Annotated in this window: 25 protein-coding genes; 14 read left to right on the plus strand and 11 right to left on the minus strand. The window is 69.0% G+C overall.

Annotated features, from left to right (window positions below; all coding sequences use genetic code 11):
- Positions 1–20: 20 nt before the first annotated feature.
- Positions 21–869, plus strand: a complete 849-nt coding sequence (locus tag ABFX45_RS14405; protein WP_346130256.1) for a DODA-type extradiol aromatic ring-opening family dioxygenase — start codon at positions 21–23, stop codon at positions 867–869.
- Between the two features lie 279 nt (positions 870–1,148).
- On the opposite strand, the gene ABFX45_RS14410 is transcribed toward ABFX45_RS14405, so the two are convergent.
- Both ABFX45_RS14410 and ABFX45_RS14415 read right to left on the minus strand, forming a co-directional pair.
- The gene (locus tag ABFX45_RS14410; protein WP_109635770.1) at positions 1,149–1,397 is read right to left on the minus strand and encodes a hypothetical protein; all 249 of its coding nucleotides are present in this window, start codon (positions 1,395–1,397) and stop codon (positions 1,149–1,151) included.
- The gene (locus ABFX45_RS14415) at positions 1,379–1,576 is read right to left on the minus strand and encodes an HC3 family zinc finger protein (RefSeq protein WP_109635772.1); all 198 of its coding nucleotides are present in this window, start codon (positions 1,574–1,576) and stop codon (positions 1,379–1,381) included. Before ABFX45_RS14415 ends, ABFX45_RS14410 begins: the two co-directional genes overlap by 19 nt.
- Positions 1,577–1,694: 118 nt before the next feature.
- Here ABFX45_RS14415 and ABFX45_RS14420 point away from each other — a divergent pair, with 118 nt between their 5' ends.
- Positions 1,695–2,525, plus strand: coding sequence for a helix-turn-helix domain-containing protein (locus tag ABFX45_RS14420; RefSeq protein WP_346130259.1), 831 nt, complete (start codon positions 1,695–1,697; stop codon positions 2,523–2,525).
- 10 nt (positions 2,526–2,535) lie between these two features.
- Positions 2,536–2,694, plus strand: a complete 159-nt coding sequence (locus ABFX45_RS14425) for a DUF397 domain-containing protein (RefSeq protein ID WP_109635778.1) — start codon at positions 2,536–2,538, stop codon at positions 2,692–2,694.
- Here ABFX45_RS14425 and ABFX45_RS14430 read toward each other — a convergent pair whose 3' ends face one another.
- Positions 2,695–3,333, minus strand: coding sequence for a hypothetical protein (locus ABFX45_RS14430; RefSeq protein WP_112226031.1), 639 nt, complete (start codon positions 3,331–3,333; stop codon positions 2,695–2,697).
- Positions 3,334–3,366: 33 nt separating this feature from the next.
- Here ABFX45_RS14430 and ABFX45_RS14435 point away from each other — a divergent pair, with 33 nt between their 5' ends.
- Positions 3,367–4,224 (plus strand): ornithine cyclodeaminase family protein, encoded by an 858-nt coding sequence (locus ABFX45_RS14435; protein WP_109635782.1) that lies wholly within the window; start codon positions 3,367–3,369, stop codon positions 4,222–4,224.
- A 95-nt stretch (positions 4,225–4,319) separates the two neighbouring features.
- On the opposite strand, the gene ABFX45_RS14440 is transcribed toward ABFX45_RS14435, so the two are convergent.
- Entirely contained in the window at positions 4,320–5,540 is a 1,221-nt protein-coding gene (locus ABFX45_RS14440; protein ID WP_428834148.1) for a family 16 glycosylhydrolase, read from the minus strand.
- Between the two features lie 141 nt (positions 5,541–5,681).
- Positions 5,682–6,599 carry a hypothetical protein gene (locus ABFX45_RS14445; RefSeq protein ID WP_146231504.1) on the minus strand — a complete coding sequence of 306 codons (918 nt, stop codon included), beginning with the start codon at positions 6,597–6,599 and terminating at the stop codon, positions 5,682–5,684.
- 174 nt (positions 6,600–6,773) lie between these two features.
- On the opposite strand from ABFX45_RS14445, the gene ABFX45_RS14450 reads away from it, so the two are divergent.
- Positions 6,774–7,964, plus strand: a complete 1,191-nt coding sequence (locus ABFX45_RS14450; RefSeq protein ID WP_346130262.1) for an MFS transporter — start codon at positions 6,774–6,776, stop codon at positions 7,962–7,964.
- A 5-nt stretch (positions 7,965–7,969) separates the two neighbouring features.
- Here ABFX45_RS14450 and ABFX45_RS14455 read toward each other — a convergent pair whose 3' ends face one another.
- Positions 7,970–9,412: a trypsin-like serine protease gene (locus ABFX45_RS14455; protein WP_233439436.1), complete on the minus strand. Its 1,443-nt coding sequence runs from the start codon at positions 9,410–9,412 to the stop codon at positions 7,970–7,972.
- Between the two features lie 143 nt (positions 9,413–9,555).
- Between ABFX45_RS14455 and ABFX45_RS14460 the strand changes: the two genes are divergently transcribed.
- A complete protein-coding gene (locus ABFX45_RS14460) occupies positions 9,556–10,119 on the plus strand; it encodes a TetR/AcrR family transcriptional regulator (RefSeq protein WP_346130265.1) in 564 nt (187 codons plus the stop codon).
- The gene (locus ABFX45_RS14465; protein ID WP_346130267.1) at positions 10,116–10,679 is read left to right on the plus strand and encodes a hypothetical protein; all 564 of its coding nucleotides are present in this window, start codon (positions 10,116–10,118) and stop codon (positions 10,677–10,679) included. Before ABFX45_RS14460 ends, ABFX45_RS14465 begins: the two co-directional genes overlap by 4 nt.
- On the opposite strand, the gene ABFX45_RS14470 is transcribed toward ABFX45_RS14465, so the two are convergent.
- Together ABFX45_RS14470 and ABFX45_RS14475 are read right to left on the minus strand one after the other, a co-directional pair.
- Positions 10,635–11,057 (minus strand): nitroreductase family deazaflavin-dependent oxidoreductase, encoded by a 423-nt coding sequence (locus ABFX45_RS14470; protein ID WP_346130269.1) that lies wholly within the window; start codon positions 11,055–11,057, stop codon positions 10,635–10,637. The two genes, ABFX45_RS14465 and ABFX45_RS14470, sit on opposite strands and share 45 nt — an antisense overlap.
- Complete coding sequence (locus tag ABFX45_RS14475; protein WP_346130271.1) at positions 11,058–11,819, minus strand: helix-turn-helix transcriptional regulator; 762 nt, start codon at positions 11,817–11,819, stop codon at positions 11,058–11,060.
- A gap of 93 nt (positions 11,820–11,912) precedes the next feature.
- On the opposite strand from ABFX45_RS14475, the gene ABFX45_RS14480 reads away from it, so the two are divergent.
- The 3 genes from ABFX45_RS14480 to ABFX45_RS14490 are packed head-to-tail and all read left to right on the plus strand — an operon-like array spanning position 11,913 to position 15,596.
- A complete protein-coding gene (locus ABFX45_RS14480; protein ID WP_346130273.1) occupies positions 11,913–13,565 on the plus strand; it encodes an AMP-binding protein in 1,653 nt (550 codons plus the stop codon).
- Between the two features lie 30 nt (positions 13,566–13,595).
- Positions 13,596–14,411, plus strand: coding sequence for an SDR family NAD(P)-dependent oxidoreductase (locus ABFX45_RS14485; protein ID WP_346130275.1), 816 nt, complete (start codon positions 13,596–13,598; stop codon positions 14,409–14,411).
- A gap of 3 nt (positions 14,412–14,414) precedes the next feature.
- Positions 14,415–15,596 carry a hypothetical protein gene (locus ABFX45_RS14490; RefSeq protein WP_109635806.1) on the plus strand — a complete coding sequence of 394 codons (1,182 nt, stop codon included), beginning with the start codon at positions 14,415–14,417 and terminating at the stop codon, positions 15,594–15,596.
- Here ABFX45_RS14490 and ABFX45_RS14495 read toward each other — a convergent pair.
- Both ABFX45_RS14495 and ABFX45_RS14500 read right to left on the minus strand, forming a co-directional pair.
- Positions 15,574–16,437 carry an AraC family transcriptional regulator gene (locus ABFX45_RS14495; RefSeq protein WP_346130278.1) on the minus strand — a complete coding sequence of 288 codons (864 nt, stop codon included), beginning with the start codon at positions 16,435–16,437 and terminating at the stop codon, positions 15,574–15,576. The genes ABFX45_RS14490 and ABFX45_RS14495 overlap by 23 nt on opposite strands.
- 346 nt (positions 16,438–16,783) lie before the next feature.
- Positions 16,784–17,455 carry a nitroreductase family protein gene (locus ABFX45_RS14500; RefSeq protein WP_346130280.1) on the minus strand — a complete coding sequence of 224 codons (672 nt, stop codon included), beginning with the start codon at positions 17,453–17,455 and terminating at the stop codon, positions 16,784–16,786.
- 71 nt (positions 17,456–17,526) lie between these two features.
- Between ABFX45_RS14500 and ABFX45_RS14505 the strand changes: the two genes are divergently transcribed.
- Together ABFX45_RS14505 and paaZ are read left to right on the plus strand one after the other, a co-directional pair.
- Positions 17,527–18,423: a LysR family transcriptional regulator gene (locus ABFX45_RS14505; RefSeq protein ID WP_346130282.1), complete on the plus strand. Its 897-nt coding sequence runs from the start codon at positions 17,527–17,529 to the stop codon at positions 18,421–18,423.
- Positions 18,424–18,484: 61 nt separating this feature from the next.
- Complete coding sequence (gene paaZ / locus ABFX45_RS14510; RefSeq protein WP_346130284.1) at positions 18,485–20,506, plus strand: phenylacetic acid degradation bifunctional protein PaaZ; 2,022 nt, start codon at positions 18,485–18,487, stop codon at positions 20,504–20,506.
- 12 nt (positions 20,507–20,518) lie between these two features.
- On the opposite strand, the gene ABFX45_RS14515 is transcribed toward paaZ, so the two are convergent.
- A complete protein-coding gene (locus ABFX45_RS14515) occupies positions 20,519–21,997 on the minus strand; it encodes an FAD-dependent oxidoreductase (protein WP_346130286.1) in 1,479 nt (492 codons plus the stop codon).
- 58 nt (positions 21,998–22,055) lie between these two features.
- Between ABFX45_RS14515 and ABFX45_RS14520 the strand changes: the two genes are divergently transcribed.
- Together ABFX45_RS14520 and ABFX45_RS14525 are read left to right on the plus strand one after the other, a co-directional pair.
- Positions 22,056–23,318 (plus strand): NAD(P)/FAD-dependent oxidoreductase, encoded by a 1,263-nt coding sequence (locus ABFX45_RS14520; protein WP_346130288.1) that lies wholly within the window; start codon positions 22,056–22,058, stop codon positions 23,316–23,318.
- A gap of 408 nt (positions 23,319–23,726) precedes the next feature.
- Entirely contained in the window at positions 23,727–23,987 is a 261-nt protein-coding gene (locus tag ABFX45_RS14525) for a winged helix-turn-helix domain-containing protein (RefSeq protein ID WP_346130290.1), read from the plus strand.
- Positions 23,988–24,008 lie beyond the last annotated feature (21 nt).

The following is a 24,008-nucleotide window of genomic DNA, read 5'->3' on the forward strand; positions in this document are numbered from 1 at the left end:
CCGGATCCTAGACTGGCCCGGTGAAGAATCGCCTAACGGTCTGCGCCTCGCACCTGATCACCCTGCCCAGCGCGCCGCACGGCCCGGTCCGCGGGGCGATCGGAACCGCCCGCGAGGCCGTCGCGGCCTTCGACCCGGAACTCGTCGTCTTCTTCGGCACGGACCACCGCCGGGCCTTCCGCGCGGTCGTCCCCACCTTCGCGGTGGTGCTGGCGGCCACCGCCCAGGGCGACGTCGCGGGCCCCGTCGGCACCTACGACGTGCCGTCCGACCTGGGCCGCGCCCTGGTGGCGAACCTCGTGGCCCACGACTTCGACATCGCGACCGCGTACGAGGCCGCCCTGGACCACGCGTTCGGCCACACGACCCGCGACCTGCTGGGCGCCATCGACGCCCGGCCCGTGCTGCCGGTCTTCATCAACTGCGCGTCGCCACCGCACGCGTCCTTCCGCCGCGCGGCGTCGCTGGGACGCCGCGTCGGCGAGTTCTTCGCGGACAAGCGCGTGCTGTACGTGGGGTCGGGCGGTCTGGCGCACGACCTCCCGGGTTTCCGCGAGCCCGAGACCGGCGTGGTGCTCACGGAGGAGGAGCGCCAGGCGTGGATCAAGTCGGTCAACGAGCGGGCTCGCTCCGAAGGCACGATCCGCGAGCTGGTGCGCACGTGGGACGAGGCCTTCCTGGCCGGTGTCGGCGGGACGTCGTGGGACTGGCTCGACGAGATCGGCACTGACCTGGTCGAGCGCGGTGGCAACGGTGCGGCGGAGTGCCTCACCTGGACAGCGGCGTGGGCCGCCGGTGGTGAGGCCCTGACGACCTTGGCGCACGAGTTCGACACGAACGGCCGCGCGGTCGTGATGTCCGCGCGATAGGCCTTGGACGTTTCGGCCCAGGAGAACCGGATGTTCCGGGCGCTCCCGCACTGCCGGACGAACGAATGAGGCGCAAGAAGGGTTCTCTCTCGGCAGTGCGGTGCGGGCACGACGTACGGTGCCGGCGTGCTGGGGCTGAACCTGGCGGGACGGCTCCTGGTGAGGAGAAGTTGCTCCACGCGGAGAAGGGGCCAGGGTGTCCAGCGGGTCTTCCCTTCTGCACGATCGTCGACGGCTTCCGTGAGGCACTGGCGCGCAACCAGCTCGACTGACCGCCCCTCAAGTCGGCGGCATCTCGACCGTCGACAGCACATCGGCCTCGGCGAGGTACAGCCTGCCGAGGTCGATGAGCAGCGTGCCGAGTTCCCGATAGTGCTCCGCGCGCTCGACGTCGGGAATCAGGCCGCACGTGCGCAACATATTTTGTGCGAGCATCTCCCCGAACTGTGGATAACTCTTCACCACCTCACGCGAGAGCCGTTGAAGGGATATCCGCAGAAGGTCTTCGGTCAGGATTTCCGCGGCCATGGCAGGATCCCCTCGTTCTCGCGCCAGACGCCGTCGCAGTCCCAGCAGGTCGGCCAGCAGATCTTGTCGCGCCACAGGCTGAACTCTTGCGGTACAAAGGGATTGCCGCATAGTGTCTCGACGAGCCGCCCCCTGGCCGGCTCGTCGGGGATGGCGTGGCGCCGCCCCTCGTGGGGCATCCAACGAAACTTCACGGAATTATTGTGGAACTTGGAGGTCCTCCAAGCTAACGCCCTTTTGGGTTATGTTGCGATCAAACGTTCTGAACCGCCTGGGAATGGGTCTAACGTCCTCGCCATGCCGAAAAGATTCTCCACTGCAAGGGGCCGGGAGTTCGGTGACGGGCTGCGCGCGGCCATTGCCGCCACGGGCATGACTTCGCGTGCGGTCGCCGAGCTGGTCGGCTGGAACGAGGCCAAGCTCTCCGACCTGGTGAACGGCAAGGGCGGCGCCACCGAGCTGGAGCTCGCGCTGTTGCTGGGCACCTGCCGGACACCGCCTGAGGAACGCGACCACCTGCTGTCGCTCTTCAACGAGGCCAACCTCAAGGGCTGGTGGCAGGAGCACGGGGCGTGCACGCCGATCCGGCCGCGCACGTTGATCGAGCACGAGCGCACCGCGAAGAAGCTGATCAGCTGGCAGGTTTCGCTGGTGCACGGCCTGATCCAGCTGCCGGAGTACGCGCGGGCCGTCATTGCGGCGGGTGCGAACGTGCCCGAGGACGAGATCGAGGAGCGCGTGCACGCCCGCACTGAGCGGCAGATGGTGCTGCGCAAGGGCCTGAAGTGCGTCTTCTACATCCATGAATCGGTGCTGTTGTCACCGATCGGCGGTCACGAGGCGATGGAGGCGCAGCTGGAACATCTGCTGAAGATGGCCGCGCGGTCGTACATCGAGATCCGGATCGTCCCGCTCTCCACCGGTGCTCATGCCGGGCTCGCAGGGGCGTTCGACATGTTGACGTTCGACAAGTACGAGCCGGTCGTCTTCCTGGAGAGCGAGAACTCGAGCCTCATCATCGAGACGCCGTACGCCGTGAAGTCGTACGAGCGCGTGGTGGAGGCACTCGATGAGATCGCCCTGGATGAGGAACAATCGAAGGAGCTGATCAAGCAGCTGCTGACATGAGGAGATTCCTATGGCCGGCTGGCGCAAGAGCACCCACAGCGCGAACGCAAGCTCTTGTGTGGAGGTGGCCATCGGCATCGGTGTCCGGGACAGCAAGGCGCCCGCCGTTCACATCGAGGTGGGCGCCGCCGCGTGGAACTCGTTCCTGAGCACGGTGAAGCGTGGCTGACTACCCCAGGTAGGGGGAGAAGTGGTCGGTGACGAGGTCGGCGACTGCTTCGGCGTCACGGTTGCCGTCGATCTCGATCACGCGGATCCCGAGTGCGTGGGCGTTGCGCACCGCGTCCTCGGCGACGAGACGGTCGCGTTCGAGGCGGTTCCGCTGGCCCCTCGCGGGGTCGCTGACCTCGGCGCCGATCGCTCCGGCTCGGGGCAGCACGCGGACCTGGTGTTCGCGGAACTCCGGAGTCGGCACCATCACGACCATCCGGCGCGGCGAGTCGATGAGTGGCGCCACCAGTTCGGGGCGCAGGCCCCAGCCCTCGGCGAGGATCGGCCGGCCGGACACGAGCGCGCGCAGGTCGTCGAGCGCCCACTCGAACCGGGCCGGGAACCCTGCCAGCGTGCTCGCCGCCATGTCCTGAGGAGACGCGTGCACCCACAGGTCGTCCGGCGAACCCGGTAGCGACTGACCGCTGGCGATGCGGCGGTCGTTGTGCGCGCGGGCGTCGTGGTAGTCGTAGTGGTACGCGGTGATGCCGTGCCGCCTGGCCAGAATGCGTGCCACGGTGGACTTTCCCGCCCATTGCGCCCCGCCGATCCAGAGTGCGTCGCGCAGTGTGCCGAACGGGTCCCAGGTCTCGGTCATGACGCCATTCTCCGGGTCGTTACCATCCGAACCATGACCATGCCCGCGGCGATCGAAGCCGTCCGCGCAGCGTTCATCGGGCTGACCGCCGGGGAGTTCGAGCTGCCGCCGCGGCAGGCGTTCAGCGGCAGCCGGTCGCTCGTGATGGCGGCGCACCACCGGCCGACGGCGTCCACGGCCGTCAAGGTGATCAGCATCGAGGCCGAGCGCGACCCGGTGATCACCGGCACGGTCGTCTACTCGCACCCGGACGGGCAGTTCGTCACGGACGCGGTGCCGCTGACCACCCTCAGGACCGGTGCGGTGGTCGGGGTGGCGACGGATCTGCTGGCCGACGAGGACGCCTCGCACCTCGCGTTGCTCGGGGCCGGGGCGCAGGCGGCGGACCAGGTGCGGGCTGTGCACGCGGTGCGGCCGCTCAAGAAGCTCGTCGTGTTCAACCGGGACGCCAAGAAGGCGGAGGCGTTGCTGGAGAGCCTGAAGGACGAGCTGCCGGACACGGTCATGGATCTCGCGCCCGACGCCGAGGAAGCCGTGTCGGGGGCGGACGTCGTGTGCTGTGCGACGGCGTCGACGGCGCCGCTGTTCACGTGTGACGCGCTCAAGGAACGGGTGCACGTCAACGCGATCGGCTCGTACCGGCCGGTGATGCGGGAGCTGCCGGAGGACCTGCTGGCGACCGCCGGAGTCGTGGTCGTGGACCAGGTAGAGGCCGCGCTGAGCGAGGCGGGGGAGATCATCCAGGCGGTCAACTCGGGCGTGCTCCGGCTGGAGTCGCTCGTCGAACTCGGTGCGGCGCTGGGGAATCCGCCGTTGCGCGAGGGCCGGACCGTGTTCAAGTCGGTCGGTGTCGCGGTGCAGGACTGGGCCGTCGCCAGGCTCCTGGCGTGAAGAAGCGCTGGACATGAACCCTTCCGCCGCAGGGGTTCACGTCCAGCGCCGTTGTTCTCCCGCTCAGGCCATGCGCAACCCGGCCGGGAGAAACCTCATACCTGCCACTTCTGGCTGGCGACGCCGAGGCAGTCCCAGATGTGGAGTCTGGTGCCGTCGGCCGAGGAGCCTCCGACGGTGTCCAGGCACTTGTTGGCTTGCGGGTTCACGATGTCCTGTGCACCGCTCACGGCCCACTGCTGGGCAGGGGTTCCGTTGCAGTCCCACAGTTGGACCACGGTGCCGTTCGCGACACCGCCGCCGTTGACGTCGAGGCACTTGCCCAGCGCGCGGATGGTGCCGTCGCCCGGGCGGCTCCACTTCTGCGCCGCGTTGCCGTTGCAGCCGGTGATCTGGATGGGCGTGCCGTTGGCGGTGTTCGCCCAGGGCACGTCGACGCACTTGCCGCCGATGCCGCGGATCTCCGTGCCACCGCTGGGTGGCGGGCTGTCGGTGGAGACGCGGACCCAGTCGACCACGAGCTGCTGCGGGAACGTCGTGCTGCCGTCCGGGTAACCCGGCCACTCACCACCGACCGCGAGGTTGATGATGATGAAGAACGGCTTGTTGAACACCCACGTCCGGCCACCGAGGTCGGCGGGCGTCTTGCGGCCGTAGACCTGACCGTCGACGGACCACACGATCTCACCCGGACGCCAGTCGACGGTGAAGTTGTGGAAGCCGTCGGAGAAGTTCGGGCCGTTGTACTGGTGCAGCAGGCCGCCGGAACCGGAGTAGCCAGGGCCGTGGATCGTGCCGTACACGGTGTTCTGCTGGTGTCCCAGGAACTCCATGATGTCGATCTCGCCGGAACCCGGCCACGGGTTGCCCGTGTTGATGTCCGCACCCAGCATCCAGAAGGCCGGCCAGATGCCCTTGCCGCGCGGCATCTTCATGCGCGCTTCGAACCGGCCGTAGGTCTGGGTGAACTTGCCGGCGGTGTTGATGCGGGCGGAGGTGTACTCACACCTTCCGTACCAGCACTGGTAGTTGCCGGGGTTCTCGCGCTTGGCGGTGATCACGAGATTGCCGGCACCGTCGTGCACCGCGTTCGAGGTGCCCGCCTGGTACCACTGAGACTCACGGTTGTTGCCGTTGTTGTTGCCCACTTCCATCTGCCACTTGCCACCGTCGACACCGGTGCCGGCGGGGGCGTTGAACTCGTCGGCCCAGATCACCGCCGCATTGGCAGGGGGAGCTTGGGTGGTGGTGGCGACGGTGATCCCCGCGGCAACCATCAAGGCAGCAGCGAGGGCCGTCCCGATGCGTCGCTGCATCGAACCGACCTTTCCTGGATTTAGTTGTGCGCCCAGTGGTTCGGAAGTGTTGTCACACCGTGACTCTCGGTCAACGTGTAAACCTTTTCAGTTATTCATCAGGTGAGAGCGCTCCCATCGAGCGCTCCCACCTGATCGGGATCAACCGCAGCGGACGTCGACGAAGATCGTCTTTTCGTGTCCGATGTTGGACACGCGCACGCTGACCGTGCCCGGTCCGTTCAGGCGCTGGTTCTGCACGTCGACGCGCAGCACGGTGCAGCCGGGCTGGTTCGCCACCGAGATCTGGTGGACACCGGCCTCGACGGCCTCCACGTGCGCCTCGTGCATCACGTACAGCTCAGGTGCGTAGTAGGACCACTTCTTGTTCGACGCGCCGTTGGTGTCCGTCCACGTCACGGCATAGCCGTCCAGCGGGCCCGCGCCGTCCCAGCGGTAGAAGCGGGTGTCGATCTCGACGATCACCCGGTCGCCGACCTTGAAGTTGTCGGTCTTGCTGTGCGCGGGCACGAACCCGTGCCGGTTGCCGCCGGCGTTGCCGCAGTCGACGACGTTCAGCCCGTTCGCGACGCCGAACTGCGCGCAGCCGGCGAGGAAGTCCTCGACCGTGGTGACCCAGACCTTGTACACGCCACCGTTGTTGGGCGTGTCGAGGTACGGGAAGAGCTGGACGGTGGTGGCGTCGTGGTCCACATCGGACCCGGTCACGTGCTCGCAGTCGGTGTCGACGACGCCGCTGATGACACCGTCCGCAACGGTGAACTGGCGGCAGCGCGCCGGATCGGTGGACAGCAGCACCTTGCCGCTGGGGTCGGTCACCTGGAACACGTACGTGCCGTCGTCGAGCCCGGCCGCCGTCTGCGGCGCGCCGGGACCGGGGCCGCCGTCCAGGTACACGTCCTGCTTGGTGGGGAAGTGGTTGAAGTTGACCTCGCTGCCGTCCGGCAGCGTCGTGAAGATCGCGCCTGATGGTGCGTGCGCGCTCGCGGTCGTGGGAACCAACAGCGCTGTGCCGACGGCGACGGTGGCGGCCGTCGCCCAGCGTCTGGCTACTCGCATGCCTTGCCTCCGGGTGGTGAAGATCCCGGCTTCGACCGGCACTCCGCCGGTCGCCCCGACGCCGCACGCGGTCACGGTACTTGTCAGCTGACCTGCAGCCAATGAGTCGAACGGCCTGCAATCGGTAGGGAAATTCGATTGCGCCAGGTGGTGGCGGCCGCAAGCGTCACGCCCATGACTCGGGGGATGCTCTGGTTGCTGACCGTCGCCTGCGGTGTCGCGGTCGGCAACGTCTACTTCCCGCAGGCGGTCACCCCGCTGGTGGCCCAGGGACTGCGGATTGCCCCGGGCCAGGCGGCTCTGGTGGTCACCGCGGCCCAGATCGGGTACGCGGGCGGGATCTTCCTGCTGGTGCCGCTGGGTGACCGGATCCCGTACCGGCCGCTGATCGCCACGTTGTTCACCGTCACCGGGCTGGGCCTCGCGACGGCGGGGTTCGCGCCCTCGTTCGGGCCGCTGTTCGCCGCCGGGGTCGCGGTCGGCGCGGCCACGGTGATCGCACCGATCATCGGGCCGATGGTCGCCGGGATGGTCGCTCCCGACCGGCGCGGTGCGGCGAGCGGGACCATGCTCGCCGGCTCGGTCGGCGGGATGCTGCTCGCCCGCACGTTCAGCGGGGTGCTCGGCGAGTGGCTGGACTGGCGGGCGCCGTACCTGGTGGCGTCGGGGCTCGCGTTCGTGATGGCGGTGGCGCTGTGGCGGGCGTTGCCTCGCACCGAACCTCACACGCGACAGTCCTATCCGGACCTGTTGCTGGAACCGCTGCGGCTGCTGCGAAGTGAGCCCGAGCTGCGGCGTTCGTGCTGGTACCAGGCCATGATCTTCGGTGCGTTCAGCACGGTGTGGGGGAGTGTCGCGCTGCTGGTCACCGGGCCGGTGTACGGCTACGGCGCGCAGGCGGTCGGGCTGCTGGCACTGGTCAACGCGGCCACGATGATCGCGACGCCGATCGCGGGGCGAGTCGTGGACCGGCGCGGACCGGATCCGGTGAACCTCGTGTGCATGCTCGCGGTCATCGGGTCGGCCGTGGTGCTGGCGTTCGGGGTGGCGGGTGGGATCGGCGGCCTGGTCGCGCTGGTGCTCGGCACGCTCGTCCTCGACGTCGCGATGCAGTGCGGGATGGTGGCGAACTCGATCCGCATGTACGCGCTTAGTGACACCCATCGCGGCCGTCTCAACACCGCCTACATGACGTGTGCGTATCTCGGCGGAGCGGCCGGCTCGTGGCTGGGCGTGCGGGCGTACACCGGGTTCGGCTGGCGGGGCGTGTGCGGTCTCGTCGCCCTGATGGCGATGGCGGCGCTGGCACGCCACGTCGTGGCGCTGCGGTTCCGGAAGACCCGGATCGGGCCTTCCGGAACCTGAGGGCGTCAGCCCTGCGGCGTGGTGATCACGTTGAAGACCGAACCACCGCTCGCCTGGCGGGCGCTGAGGTCCTCGAGGATCGTCGAGATCGGTGAGTAGTTGTTCAGCTCACCCATCTGGCAGGCGCCGCTGCGCGCCTGCTGGCTGCCGTTGAGGATACCCAGCGCTGCCTTGTCGACCTGGCTGAACAGCGGGCCACCGCTGTCACCGGCCCTGGCGCAGACGTCGGTGTTGATGCCGACGTCGGTCGAGAGGACCCGGCCGCACCTCGTGCCGACCAGGTAACCCGCACCGGCACCGCTGTCCACGGAGTCCGGGTAGTTCACCGCGCTCGAACCCGAGCCGGAGGCGCACACGATCATGCCCGCCTTGATCTCGGCCAGCGGGGTGACCTTGGTGATCTCCTGGTTCTGCGAGGTCGCCTGCGGACCGCACGGGGTGTCCGCGTTGCTGTCCGTACCGCCGTTGCGGCAGTACTTGAGCACCACGTTGCGGTTGGTCTGGCTCTCCAGCCACTTGTTGGCGGCGGCCGCGTCGACGTACCGCACGGCGGCGTAGTCGTACGGGTACGCGTTCTTCTCGATGCCGTGCTGGTTCACCACAGGCTCACCGTTGTGCTGCGTCGGCACGTTGTTCGTCTTGGTGGCCATGCAGTGTCCCGCGGTCAGCACCCACGGCACGCCCGGGAACGCGCCGCCGGTCGTCCGCAGGTTGAAGCCGCTGGTGCAGCCGCCGACGGTGCCGTTGTCGCGCCTCATGTCGAGCCGCAGACCACCCCGCATGGGGCCGTAGTTCGTGCAGTACAACGGGTGGCAGAAGCCCCAGTCGACCGCGTACGGGGTCGGCTTCGGCAGGGTGCGGGTCGAGACCATGCCCGGCTCGGCGTCGAAGGCGCGCTCCGTCGCCTGTGCCTCGGTGGCGACCCCGGCCTTCTTCTCCTTGAGCCACGCGCGTTCCCAGACCACCACGCGGTTCTCGGTCTCGCTGATCGCGGGCAGGTGGACCGCGTCCGGACCGGCGCCGACCTGCTTGCTGATGCGGTCGTGAGCCGATCGCAGCGCGGACAGCGAGTTCTTCACCGTGCGGATCTTGACGTTGGCGCGGTCGGGCATGGTGACGACGTGCCGCTGGGCGGCGGAAGGCTTCGTCATCGCCACGACGAGCTTGCCACCGCCTTCCTGGTCCAGCCACATGCCGGCGTACTCACCAGAGGCGTCGCGCTTCAGCATCTCTTCGAGCTTGGCCGCGTCGTTCTGGAGCTCGAGCCGGCGCAGCGCTTCCTGCTCGCTGACGCCGTAGGTCTTCACCAGGTACTCGATCGACTCCTTCACGGAGCTCGGGTCGATCTCGGTGTGGAACGACGGTCCGGCCGTGGCCGGTACCGCTGTGATGGTCGCCGCGACCATCAGGCCTGCGGCAACCACCCCCAGGTTTCTGGCTAACCGCAATGGGTTCTCCTTGCTTGCGGGAGTGACTTGACCATTCAACCTTTCCTGCGGCCGAACGTGGCGGTATGCGCAAGATCTTCACAAAAATTTCGATCACCGCGCTTGCCTTGACACCTCTGGCTAATGACATTAGCTTTTGGGCTATGGCCGTTCGCCCCCGTCTCACCACCTCGAAGGTCGTGGACGCGGCACTGGAACTGGTCGACGAGCAGGGTGTCGAAGGACTGACGCTCGCCGCCGTCGCCGCCCGCACCGGTGTCGCCACGCCCTCGCTGTACAAGCACGTCGCGAGCCTCGCGGACCTGCGTGGTCACGTCGGCGTGCGGCTGCTGGAGGACATGGCCGAACGGTTCACCAGAGCCGTGCTCGGTCTTGCGGGCGACGAGGCCGTGGCAGCGCTGATGCACGCGTATCGCGCCTACGTCAACGAACACCCGAAGCGGTATGCGGCCATGCCGATGGACCCGTTGCGCGACGAACTGCAGCGAGCGGCCGGGATGAAGCTCATGGAGATCCAGCTCGCGACGTTGCGCGGGTACGGCATCGAGGGCTCGGCCGCCATCCACGCGACGCGGCGGCTGCGGGTGATCGTGCACGGCTTCGCGTCGATCGAGTCCACCGGCGGGTTCGGACTGCCAGAAGGCCTCGACGACACCTACGACCAGCTCATCCGGATGTATCTCAACGATCTCAGGGGGACACGATGAAGATGACGCTCACCGCCGCCGGCCTGCTCTTCCTGCTGTACCCGGTGTTCAGACCGTGGGAGGACGAGACGACAGCCGCGGGCGCCGCCACCGCGATGGGATCCGGTGCGTGGCTCGCCTCGCACCTGTTCGCCATGATCGGGTTCATTCTCGTGCCGATCGCGCTGCTGGAGATCCACCGCACCGCCGCGATCACGTTCTGGGTGGGCGCCGGGCTCACGTTGCCGTACTACGGCGCGGAGACCTTCGGCCTGCACGAGATCGCCGCGCAGCCGAACCTCCTCGAACTGGCCGAGGCCGTGCGCTACAACCCGGTCGCCGCAACGACTTTCGCGATCGGGCTCGTGACCATGGGCGTCGCGGCGGTCATGGTCGCGCTCAAGCTCCGCACGCTGCCCTCGATCCTGTTCGCGGCGGGGTTCGCGTTGTTCCTGCCGCAGTTCTTCACGCCGCCCTCGGCCCGGATCGCGCACGGCGTGCTCATGATCGTCGGCTGTGTGTGGCTCGCGTGGGACTCAGCGCGGCGTGAGGCGAAAGACCCTCAGCTCGCGGCCTCCTGACCGCTCGACGTAGTCCTGGAACGAGGGCCAGGCCGCCACGAGCTTGCTCCAGGCGGCCTCGCGCTCGTCCCCTCCGAGCAGCGTCGCCCGCACGTCACGGACATCGCCGCGCACGTTCACCTGGATGTCCGGGTTCTTCAGCAGGTTCGCGGTCCACGCCGGGTGGTTCGGTTTGCCCCAGTTCGAGCCGACCACCAGCATGCTGCCGCCGTCGGCCACGTACTGGACCTGGTTCTCGCGCCGCTCACCGGACCTCGCTCCGACGGTGATCAACGTCAGCCCGCTCTGCTTGCTGAACGAGACGGTCATGACCTTGCCGCCGGTCAGCTTGTACAGCAGGCGGTCCGTGCCGATCACGGCTTTCTCGAACCACGACATTCAGAGCGCTCCCGTCGACCTCGCCGCGTGGACAGCGGCGGTTCTGTTGTGCACCCCCAGCTTGCGCATGGCACCGCGGAGGTAGGCCTTGACGGTTTCGGTGCTCAACCCGAGCTCGGCGGCGATGTCCCGGTTGGACGCTCCGACCGCGGCCAGCCGAAGCGTATCGAGTTCGCGCGGGGTCAGTCCCGTCGGGACGGCAACGGGGGCCGCACCGCCGAGATCCTGGTGGACCTTGCGCAACCGTTCGCGCAGAACGGGATCCCCGACGAGCTTGGCGACCTCGGCGAGCTCGCGCAGGGCGGCTTGGGTGTGAAGAGATGGCATGTCCAGGTCCCCTGCGATGCCTTGCGCCATGGCGCCGGCGATCCTGATCGCCCGGTCACCGACGGTCGCCTGCCCGCGCACGGCGCCGTAGAGCACGCCGTGCACCGTGCCGCGGACCGCGACCGGGTAGGCGAACACCGAGGTCAGGCCTTCCTCGACGACCACCATCTGGTCGAACTCGTGGGTGATCGCGCGGGTCGAGGCGTAGTCGTTGACGCGCACTGCGGTGCCCATCGCGATCGCCGTGCCGCCCAGCCCCCGGCCGGTGCCGACGCGCAACCCGTGCAACGCCGTGCCGCGCGTGCCGTAGAAGCTGCTGAGCAACAGCTCACGACCGGGCGTGACGGCCCCGCCGAACACGACGGGCAACCCGGTGGCACGGCGGAGCATGTCCAGGCGTTGCGGCAGCAGCGCCTGGAAGCGGTCTGGCAGCACGCTGGCAGTTTCGCCGACACGGGCACCCTCGAAAAGGGGTGCACCCCCGTACGGGGGTATACCGCCGGCCTCGCGTCTCCGCACGCTCTGGGAATGTCCAGTCATGACACCTACCGCGCGGCCCGCGACCTGATGCTCACCGACCCGGCGTCCTTCAGCTGGCCGAGCTTCGGCAGCAGCTTCAACTGGGCGCACGACTGGTTCGACGTCATCGCCGAGGGCAACACGACGACGGCGTTGCACATCGTCGAAGAGGACGGGTCCGAGCGCGCCTACTCCTACGACGAGCTGCGACGCCGGTCGAACCGGGTCGCGCGCTGGCTCGCGTGGCACGGCGTCGGCAAGGGCGCCAGCGTGATGATCATGCTCGGCAACCAGGTCGAGCTGTGGGAGTCGATGCTCGCGGTGATGAAGCTCGGCGCGGTGATCATGCCGACGACCACGGCGCTGGGGCCCGCCGACCTCGCGGACCGGTTGAAGCGCGGCAACGTCCGGCACGTCATCGCGCGTGTGGAGGACGCGGACAAGTTCGAGGACGGTCCCGTCCTGATCGCGGTCGGCGGCGCCGCGGCGGGCTGGCTGGACTACGCGGAAACCGCTGAGGCGCCGGACAACCCGTTGCCGCACCCGCAGACGAGGGCGGACGACCGCCTGCTGCTGTACTTCACGTCCGGCACGACCAGCCGCCCCAAGCTCGTCGAGCACACCCAGACCTCGTACCCGGTCGGGCACCTCACGACCATGCGCTGGATCGGCGTCGAACCGGGCGACGTGCACCTCAACATCAGCTCGCCCGGCTGGGCCAAGCACGCCTGGAGCTGCTTCTTCGCCCCGTGGATCGCCGAAGCGACGATCTTCGTCCACAACTACGGCCGCTTCGACGCGGCCGCGTTGCTCGGCCAGATCAGGGACAAGGGCGTCACCACGTTCTGCGCGCCGCCGACCGTGTGGCGAATGCTGATCAAGGCCGACCTGAGCGGCGGACCTGGCTCGTTGCGGGAGGTCGTCGCGGCCGGTGAGCCGCTCAACCCCGAGGTGATCGACCAGGTCCGGCAGCAGTGGGGCCTCACGCTGCGGGACGGCTTCGGCCAGACCGAGACCACGCTGTCGGTGGGCAACGTTCCCGGCGCGCCGGTGAAACCCGGCTCGATGGGACGGCCGCTGCAGGGCGTTCCGGTCGTGCTCGTCGATCCGATCAGCGGTGAACCGGCTGAGGAAGGCGAGATCTGCATCGACCTCGCGCAACGGCCGATGTCGCTGATGGTCGGCTATCACGGCGACGAGGAGCGCAACGCCGAGGCGATGGCCGGCGGTTACTACCACACGGGTGACATCGCGAGCCGCGACGAGGACGGCTACCTGTTCTACATCGGACGGACGGACGACGTGTTCAAGGCGTCGGACTACAAGATCTCGCCGTTCGAGCTGGAAAGCGTGCTGATCGAGCACCCGGCGGTCACCGAGGCCGCGGTCGTCCCGGCGCCGGATCCGCTGCGGCTCGCCGTGCCCAAGGCGTACGTGGCGCTGAGTGCGGGCTGGGAGCCGAACCGGGAGACCGCGCTGCAGATCCTGCGGCACGCGCGCGAGAACCTGGCGCCGTTCCAGCGGATCCGGCGGCTGGAGTTCGCCGAGCTGCCCAAGACGGTGTCCGGCAAGATCCGCCGCGTCGACCTGCGCACGCGCGAGGAAGCCGGGGTCGAGGGCGGTGAGTGGCGGGACGAGGAGTTCCCCGAACTGCGCCAGTAGGCGGCTTGCCCATGGTGATCTACTGGTCGCATGGTGCGAAAGATCGCGGGTCGCCCGGCGGTGATCACCGGTGCCGCCTCCGGCATCGGCCGCAGCCTCGCGCAGCGGCTGTCCCGGCACGGTTCCCCGGTGGTCATCGCCGACGTCGACGAGGCGGGCCTGGAGAAGACCGCCGCCTCGTTGCAGGGCCCGGTGCTCAGCCGCGTGCTCGACGTGCGGGACGCGGACGACGTGCGGGCGTTCGCCGGGGAGGTGCGGGCCTGGCTGGACCTGCCGCTCGCGGCGGTGTTCAACAACGCGGGTGTCGCCACGTCGACGACCGTGCTGAACTCCGTGCCCGAGGACGACTCGTGGCTGTTCGACATCAACTACTGGGGCGTGGTGAACGGGACGCGCGCGTTCCTGCCTCAGCTCGTCGAGCAGAACTACGGCGTCATCGTGAACACCTCCAGCGTGTACGGGCTCGTCGGCATGCCGAAGAACAGCGCCTACTGCGCGGCGAAGTTCGCCGTCCGCGGGTTCACCGACTCGTTGCGGCAGGAACTGCGCGGCACCGGCGTCTCGGCGGTCACCGTCCACCCCGGCGGCATCAAGACCAACATCATCCGCAACGCCCGCATCCACACCGATCCCGACGGCCGCGGCCGGTCGCTCGACCAGATGGCGGCGGACTTCGACAAGATCGCGCTGACCACCCCCGACAAGGCGGCCGAGATCATCCACCGCGGTGTCGAACGCGGTAAGGCGCGGATCCTGGTCGGGCCGGACGCGTACGTGTTCGACGCGCTCGCCCGCATCGCCCCGACCCGTTACTTCAGCGTGATGGCGCGGCTCTTCGACCGTTGAGGCATGATCCACGCCGTGGCTTCGGAGATGTTGGTGCGGCGGACCGAACAGTGGTTCGTCCGTCAGGGTGCGCCGACCATGATCGAGGGGTACGGCTTCCGGTCGCACGTGCTGCCCCGGATGCTGCCGGCACTGACGTTCGTCGCGGTCGGCAGCCTCGCGTGGCTCGTGCTCCAGCAGTCCGCCGGACTGCCGAAGTGGGTGCTGCTCGGGGTGATCGTCGCGGTGATGGTGGCCGCGTGGATCCTGCTGTCGCTGTTCGTGCGGCGGCTGCCGAGCTTCTCCCCGCGCACGACCGTGGTGTTGCTGATCGCATACGCGGCGATGCCGGTGATCGTGCCCCTGCTGCAGTACGTGGTCAACGACAAGATCACCACGCCGGGAGCGGAGGGGCCGGACTACGAGTGGTGGGTCGTGCCGCTGTGGTTCGTCACCTTCTTCGGACTGGCCTTCCTGGCCACGATGCTGGCCACCACCTACGGCTTGGGCGCACTGCTGAAGGCCGCCATCCGGCACGTGATCGCCGACCTGCGCAACAGCGTGCATCTGCTCGGCCGCGCGTTGCCGCCCATGCTGTTCGTGACGCTCTTCCTGTTCTTCACCGGTGAGCTGTGGCAGGCGATGAACCGGTTGAAGTGGCCGCGGGTCAGCCTGATCGTGCTGCTGTTCGCCGCGATCACCGTGCTGGCCGCGGCCGCGCGCCTGCGCGACGAGATCGGCCGGGTGGAGCAGGACCTGCGGCCGGAGATCCTCACGGTGGCGTGCAAGGGCACGCCGCTGGCCGGCGTCGAGATCGCCGAACCGTTGCAGCCCAAGCGGTTGAACGGACGGCAGCTGCGCAACCTCCTGGTGATGCTCGCGATCCGGCAGCTGGTGCAGGCGGCGGTGGTCGGGCTCGCGCTGTTCGCGTTCTTCGTCCTGCTGGGACTGATCGTCGTCACGCCCGACATCGCCACGCAGTGGATCGGGGCGCCGCCGGAGCCGTCGATGATCCCCGGTGTGCCGTCGGCGATGCTGCGCAACGCCACGTTGTTCGCGGCGTTCGGCAGCATGTACTTCTCGGTGATCTCGATGAGCGACGCCGAGCACCGGCGCCAGTTCTTCGCGCCCGTGCTCGAGAAGGTCGAGCGGACGCTGGAGGTGCGCGCGGTCTACCTGGCCGTCAGAGAGCGGGTTCAAGCCTGAGGGCGGCGTCACGGCTGGGCGGCGCGCCGAACTGACGGCGGTACTCCCGGCTGAACTGCGACGGGCTGTCGTAGCCGACGCGGTGGCTCACGCCCGTGACGTCCCTGGTGGTCGTGAGCAGCAGCCGTGCCTCCTGCAACCGGATCTGCTTCTGGAACTGGATCGGGCTCATCGCCGTGACGGCCTGGAAGTTGCGGTAGAACGCCGACTCGCTCATGCCGGCGATCCGCGCGACGTTCCCGACCTTGAACGACTCGGCGTAGTTCTCGCGGATCCATCTGACCGCTTTGGCGATGTGGCTGAGGCTGCTGTCCCTGGTCCCGAGCTGGCGGACGACGGCGCCCTGCTCGCCGGTCATGACGCGCCAGAGGATCTCCTGCTTGATCAGCGGGGCGAGCGCTCTGGCGTCCCTCGGGTGGTCGAGCAGTCTCGCGAGCCTCGTCACGGCGTCGATCAGCTCCGGGGTGGCGTCGCTGACGGCCAGGCCCTCCGGCGTGCCCGGGGTCTTCGGCAGGTCCTGTCGCAGCAACAGCTCGGCGACGTTCTCCGGGCGCAGGACCAGACCGATTCCGAGCGCGGGCTCCTGTGGGCTGATGCCGACGTAGTTGCCGGTGATCGGCATGTCGATCGAGGCCACCAGGTACTGGCCGGCCCGGTAGTCGTAAACGCGGTCGCCCAGCGCGATGCGTTTGCGGCCCTGAGCCACGAACGCGAGGATCGTGCCGGTCATCGCGGGCGCGGGCGGACCGCTCGTGGTCGTCCTGGAGACCAGGACGTCCTCGATCGACGTGGTCAGGTCGGGCCGGGCGTGCTTGGTGAGCAACGCGCGCAGTTCCTCCACCCTGCCGATGGTTCCCGGTTGCGGGACGATCAGGCAAGTCCGCGGTCTCCGGATAGTGGTTCGACATCGGCTGCGTGCCGCCCATTTCCAGCTTTTCCGGGGCGGACGAGCGTGTCGTTCCTCCAGACCTGGCGAGAGAGGAAAGCACGTGAGACGGTCGCGTTTGCTCGCCGTCCTGTCGCTGGTCGGAGCCGCCTGACCGGGTTGGTCGTCAACCCGGCTCTCGCACAGGCCGGTCTGGTCGACGGAGAGGTCGACGACCTTGAGCAGCTGGCCGGTGACAGCGGGCAGGAACCGCCACTCGTCGAGGACCGGAACGGCGGCGCCCAGCTTCATGTCGATCTCTCTAGTGGCGCGGCCCGCCGACGACGGTGAGCGCCGCGGACAGCGGCTTGCGGCGCAGGTCGGGAACCTCGCAGTCGTCGGCGGGGTAGCCGACGGGGAACAGGATGTACGGCCGTTCGCCGGGACGTCCCAGCAGGTCGCTGAGGAACGTCATCGGGTTCGGTGTGTGCGTCAGCGTCGCCAGGCCCATCGTGTGCAGCGCCGCGATGAAGAAGCCGCACGCGATGCCGACGCTTTCGTTGGTGTAGTACGTCTTCTTGCCGTTCTGCTGCTTCTGCGCGAACGCCACCACGAGCCACGGCGCTGTTTGCAGGAACTCCTTGGTCGCGTCGGTCTCCAGCGGTGCCAGCGCCGCGTGCCACTCCGGCAGGTCGCGCTCGTGGTAGAAGCGGCGTTCCTCTTCTTCCGCCGCCTCACGGACACGCCTCTTGAGGTCATCGTTCCGGGTGGCGACGAACCGCCAGGGCTGCTGGTGCGCGCCACTCGGGGCCGTGTTGGCGGCACTGACCGCCAGTTCGATCGCTTCGGCGGGAACCGGTTCTGGCGAGAACCACCGCACGGACCGGCGACCGTCGAGCAGCCGGTAGAAGGCCATGCCGCGGTCGAGTCCCTCTTCGATCGGCAGCCGTGGCGGTGCGTACGGGATGAACGGGTGGCGGTGCGGTCGGTTCACAGTTCGTACGATGCGCCCTGCCCACTCTTCTGACCAGCTCAAGTTTCTTGTGCCAGCTATAAGCTCAACTGATGAACGTGACGCTGCGGCAGCTCGAGTACCTGATCGCGGTGGCCGAGACCGGCTCGCTGACCACCGCCGCCGCACGCTGTCACGTCTCCCAGTCGGCCATCTCGCTGGCACTCAGCGAACTCGAACGAGCGCTGGACCTCCGGCTGGTCGTCAGGTCGCCACGCCGGGGCGCCGCGTTGACGGCGGCGGGCACGCGGGTGCTCGCGGACGCCCGCCGGGTGATCGGCGCCATGAGCGACCTCGGAGCCGAGGCGCGGGGACTCAGCCAGCAGGTCAGCGGCGTGCTGACGGTCGGCTGCTACACGCCGATCGCGCCGTTCCACCTGCCCGCGGCGATCGCCACGTTCGAACGCGCGCACCCGGAGGTCTCCGTCCGGTTCGTCGAGGGCAGCCTGCCGGAGGTGCAGGAGGACCTACTGGCGGGACGCTGCGAGATCGCCTTTCTGTACGACCAGGACCTGCAGCCGGGAATCGACACCAGCACGTTGTACGACCAGCCGCCGAAGGTGCTGCTGCCGTCCGGCCACCGGTTGCGCCGGCGCCGCGCGGTCGCGTTGCGCGAACTCGCGGACGACCCGTTCGTCCTGCTCGACGTGCCTCCGAGCGAGCGCTACTTCCGCGCCGTGTTCGCCGCCGCAGGTGTCGACCTGGTGGTGACGCACCGCGCCCGCAGCTTCGAGCTCGCCCGGTCGCTCGTGGCCCGCGGCATCGGCTACTCGATGACCGTCCAGCAGCCCGCGCTCTCGGCTTCCTACGAAGGCCTCGAGGTGGTCGCCCTGCCGCTGCGCGACGCCGTGCCCACCACCCCGGTCGTGCTGGGCTGGGCCGGCGGAGGGCCGCTGACCCGCAGGGCGCAAGCGTTCGCCGAGCACTGCACGGCCCTGTTCACCCCCTGATACGTTGCCGGTAGACGGGTCGATGAGGATCCATCGGCCCTCGCGGAGAAGGGTTGGCTCGATGAGCTTGCTGCGCAGTTACGTGTCGGGTCGGTGGCACACGCCGGACGCCGAGGGCGCCCCGTTGCACGACGCCGTGACGGGGGAGGAGATCGCCAGGATCTCGTCCGCGGGCATCGACATGGGCGCTGCCCTGCGGTACGGCCGCGAGGTCGGCGGGCCCGCGTTGCGCGAGCTCACGTTCCACCAGCGCGCGCAGCTGCTGAAGGCTCTCGGTCTGTACCTGAAGGAGCACAAGGCCGAGCTGTACGCGCTGTCCGCGCGCACGGGTGCGACCAAGTCCGACTCCTGGATCGACATCGACGGCGGCTTCGGCGTGCTGCTCGGGTACGCGTCCAAGGCCAAGCGCGAGCTGCCGAACGACCGCGTGTTCGTGGACGGCGCCGTGGAGCCGCTGGGGCGTGGTGGCACGTTCGTCGGCCAGCACATCTGCACACCTCTGCGCGGTGTGGCCGTGCAGATCAACGCCTTCAACTTCCCCATGTGGGGCCCGCTGGAGAAGTTCGCGCCCGCCTTCATCGCCGGGGTGCCGTCGCTGATCAAGCCCGCGTCCCAGACCGCGTACGTGACCGAGAAGCTGGTCGAGCTGATGCTCGCCTCCGGTCTGCTGCCCGAGGGCTCGCTGCAGCTCGTCTGCGGGTCCGCCGGCGACCTGCTCGACCACCTGACCCCGCAGGACCTGGTCGGTTTCACCGGGTCCGCGTCGACCGCCCAGCACCTGCGCACGCACCAGGCCGTGATCCGGTCGTCCGTGCGCTTCAACGCCGAGGCCGACTCGCTGAACTGCTCGATCCTGGGGCCGGACGCGGTCGCCGGTACGCCGGAGTTCGACCTGTTCGTGGGCCAGCTGGTGACGGAGATGACGACGAAGGCCGGCCAGAAGTGCACGGCGATCCGGCGGGCGCTGGTGCCTGCCTCGCTGATGGACGAGGTGGCTGAGGCGACGGCTGCCCGGCTGGCCGAGGTCGTGATCGGCAACCCCGCCGACAAGTCGGTGAAGATGGGCGCACTGGCCGGGCTGGAGCAGCGCGAGGAGGTTCGGCGGTCGCTGAAGGCGTTGCAGGAGAACGCTTCGGTGGTCTACGGCGACGGGCCTTTGTCGCTTGTGGACGCTGACGCCGAGCGTGGCGCGTTCATGTCGCCGATGCTGCTGAAGGCCGCGGCCGACGCGGTGCAGCCGCACGAGGTCGAGGCGTTCGGGCCGGTGTCGACGCTGATGCCGTACTCGTCGGTGGACGACGCTGTCGAGCTGGCGGCGCGCGGTTCCGGCTCGCTGGTCGGGTCGATCGTGTCGGCGGACAGCGACTTCGTGCGTGACGTCGTGATCGGTGTGGCGCCTTGGCACGGGCGGTTGCTGGTGCTGGACCGGGACGACGCGGGTGAGTCGACCGGGCACGGGTCGCCGTTGCCGATGCTGGTGCACGGCGGGCCCGGGCGTGCCGGTGGTGGCGAGGAGATGGGCGGCATGCGTGGCGTGCTGCACCACATGCAGCGCACCGCTGTGCAGGGGAGCCCGCGGACGCTGGCCGCTGTCACGAACCGCTGGGTGACCGGGGCGCCGCGCCACGAGCACTCCGTGCACCCGTTCCGCAAGACGCTGGCAGAGCTGCGGCTGGGCGACACGGTCGTGGCCGGGCCGCGTGAGGTGACGATGGAGGACATCGAGCACTTCGCCGAGTTCACCGGCGACACCTTCTACGCGCACATGGACGAGGAAGCCGCTGCCGCGAACCCGTTCTTCGGCGGACGGGTCGCGCACGGCTACCTCGTGGTCTCGTTCGCGGCTGGCTTGTTCGTCTCGCCGGAGCCCGGTCCGGTGCTCGCCAACTACGGGCTGGAGAACCTGCGGTTCCTCACGCCGACGTTCCCCGGTGACACGCTGACGGTGACGTTGACGGTCAAGCAGATCACCCCGCGCGAGGACCAGGAGTACGGCGAGGTGCGCTGGGACGCCGACGTGGCGAACCAGAAGGGCGAGTCGGTCGCCCGCTACGACGTGCTCACGCTCGTCGCCAAGAGCTAGTGCCGTGCCGCACTAACGCGGTTCACGCTTCGGGAGGGGCCGGGTCGCCGGTCCCTCCAGCACCTCGCCGTCGATGTCGAACCGCGACCCGTGGCACGGGCAGTCCCAGCTGCGCTCCGCCGCGTTGAACCGCACCAGGCAGCCGAGGTGCGTGCAGCGCATCGACACCGCGTGCAACTGGCCGTCGGCGTCGCGGTACACGCCGGTCTTGCCCAGCCCGTCGCGGATCACGTGGGCGTGGTCGCGCGGCAGGTTCTCGCTGGAGGTGGCGTCGGCGGGCAGGACGCGGTCGCCGACGAACTCCACGGCGACCTCGGCGTTCTTCTTCACCAGTTCCGGCAACGACTTCAGCGAGAGCCGGTGCGGGCTGAAACGGTCGGCCAGGTCGTTCGGCTTGCCGGTCACCAGGTCCGCGAGAAGAGAGGCGGCGAACGTGCCGCTGGTCAGGCCCCACTTCATGTAGCCGGTCGCGGTGAACATCGTGTTGTTGCCCGGCAGGTAGGTGCCGATCATCGGCAGGTGGTCGTAGGCCGTCGGGTCCTGCGCTGACCAGCGGTGGGTGATCTCCTCCACCTGCCAGTGCCTGCGGGCGAACTCCTCCAGCCTGCGGAACGGTTCGACCGCCTGCTTGCCGGTCGGATGGCTCTGGCCTGCGACGATCAGCTTGTCCTCGTGGGCAGCGATGGACCACGACGGGCTGCCGGTGCTGATCGCGAGCGCTTCCGGGGGCGACGAAACCCTGGCGGCGATGCAGTAGGCGCGGGTGAGCTCCATGCGGGCGAAGTACAGGCCGCGGTCCAGCGTCGGGAAGTGCGTGGCGATCACGATGTGCGCCGCGTCGACCTGACCGTCCGCTGTGGACACACGGGTGCCGCTCACGTCCAGGACGCGGCTGTTTTCGCAGACCTGGCTGCCGTCGCCGTCGATCGCGGCGGCCAGGCCCAGCAGGTACTTCACCGGGTGCAGTGTGAGCTGGTCGTCCAGCCGGACCGCGGCGTGCACCTCGAACGGCAGGTCGAGGTCGACGCTCGACCGCACCGGCAGGCCGGCCCGGCGTGCCGCGATCAGCTCGTCGTCGACCTGCTGGGCCTCGGACTCGGTGTAGGCGTAGGTGGCGGCGGGGGCGCGGCGCAGGTCGCAGGAGATGTTCTCCAGCTGGACGAGGTCGGCCACCTGGGCCACCGCCGCCAGCGAGGCGGTGGCGTAGTCGGTGGCCGCGGCCAGGTCGTGCGCCTTGATGATCTGCGAGTACACAGTGGACTGGAGGGCGGTCACCTTGGCGGTGTTGTTGCCGGACACGCCAGAGGCCACGCGGCCGGCTTCGAGGACCACGACGCGCAGCCCCCGGCGCTTGAGCAGCAGGGCGGTGGTGAGGCCGGTGATGCCGCCGCCGACCACGGCCACGTCGAAGGTGTGTTTGCCGGTCAGGGGCGGGCGCGGCGTGGCGGGCAGCGCGGAGAGCCAGAGCGACTGGTCAGCGGTCGTCGTCATGAGATCCGGTTACCCAGCGACGCGAATGGCAACCGGGAGGAGCGGGTATGCGAACTCCATGGGTAAGCACCGGGTAGTCGTCGTCGGTGGCGGGTTCGGCGGGCTGGGCGTCGTGCGCGGGCTCAAGCGCGCGGACGTCGAGGTCACGCTGATCGACCGCACGAACCACCACCTGTTCCAGCCGTTGCTCTACCAGGTGGCGACCGCGTTGCTGCCCGCGGGCGACATCGCGCCGGCGTTCCGGGCGATCCTGCGCAGGCAGCGCAACGCGCGGGTCCTGCTGGGGGAGGTGACCGGGTTCGACACGGAGCAGAAACGCGTCCACGTGGACCTGCCGGACGGTTCCTCGCGGACGGTCGGCTACGAGACGCTGGTCGTGGCGGCCGGAGCGCGGGACAGCTACTTCGGGCACGACGAGTGGGCCCGGTCCGCGCCGCCCATGAAGACCCTGGAACAGGCCGTCGACCTGCGGTCGAAGCTGCTGCGGGCGTTCGAGACGGCGGTGGCGGCCGACAACGCCAAGGAGTGGCTGTCGTTCGCGATCGTCGGGGCGGGGCCGACCGGGGTCGAGCTGGCCGGACAGCTCGCCGACCTGGCGCGCCGGGCGTTGAAGGGGCAGTTCCACGAGATCGACCCGCGCGACATCCGGATCACGCTGCTCGACGCCGTGCCGCACGTGCTGCCGCCGTTCTCCGAACCGCTGCGTCAGCACACCAGGAAGAAGCTGGAGAGCCTCGGCGTCACGGTCATGACGGGCGCGATGGTCGAGTCGATCGACGACACCGGCCTCACCACCAAGGACGGTGACCGGGTCGAGGCGCGGACGATCATCTGGGCGGCCGGTGTGCAGGCCTCGCAGCTGGCCCGCAAGCTCGCCGACGCCACCGGGGCCGAGTTCGACCGCAAGGGCCGGATTCTGGTGAATCCCTCGGACTGCAGCGTCACCGGCGACATCTACGCGATCGGTGACATGGTCAACCTGAACGACCTGCCCGGCATCGCCGAGCCCGCGATCCAGGAGGGCCACCACGTCGCCCGCGTGATCAGGGCACGCCTGGAGGGACGCCCCACCAAGCCGTTCAAGTACCTCGACCTCGGCACGATGGCGACGATTTCGCCTGGTGACGCCGTCGCGGACATCAAGAAGCTGCGGCTGAAGGGCCTCATCGGCAAGGTGGCGTGGGCGGTCGTGCACATCGCGTTCCTCGTCGGCTGGCGCAACCGCGTCGCGGTGCTGGCGCAGTGGGCGTGGAACCTCGTCACGGGCCGCCGGGCGCAGCCGATCATCCTGGAGCCGATGCACGCGATAGAGCGGAAATAACCGGCGGCTAGTGGTGTGGCCCGGAAGGTTGCCGCGGAATTCGCGGTCAGACGGGTGCATCGTGGTGCTGACCCCGCGTCGTCGTACTGGTTGTACGGGGGCGCGGGGTCGGTGCCGCGACGTGCCCCGCTGAGCGTGAATCACCTCGCCAACGTTCCGGGACGCGCCACCAGCGTCCACGCAAGCCGGAGGCTCGGGAAGTGGACGCATGTCGAACCTGGTGAACCGTCTGCCCGTCGAGGTCGTGCGGTGGCCGGTGGACGCGGCGGCACGGGAGGCGCGCCAGCGCAGCGGGACGTTGTGCCTGCTGGTGCTGGAGAAGAACGTGCCCGCGCCCGTCCTCACGGACATGCGGGAGGACTGGGTCCGCGTGCCCGTGCGGCCCGCTATGCCGTGCCGGAGCTGGACATGTCCGGCATCCTCCGCTTCCGTTCGCGTTCCGTCGTGCTGTCACCGACCGAACGTGCGCTGGTCGCCGAACTGCTGCGGCGTTTCCGCGCGCTGACCTCGCGCGAGGACCTGCTGCTCTGCCTGCCCACGAAGGACGGCGACACCAGCAACGCGCTGCACCTGCGCATCATGCGGTTGCGGCGCCGGATCGCCCCGCTCGGCCTGGTCATCAAAACCTTGTGGAATCAGGGACATCAGCTCGGACCGGCGAGTCCCTGATCTTGGTTCGGGGTACCCGCA

Origin of the sequence: Lentzea roselyniae (assembly GCF_039537795.1) — a bacterium.
Classification (GTDB): domain Bacteria; phylum Actinomycetota; class Actinomycetes; order Mycobacteriales; family Pseudonocardiaceae; genus Lentzea; species Lentzea atacamensis.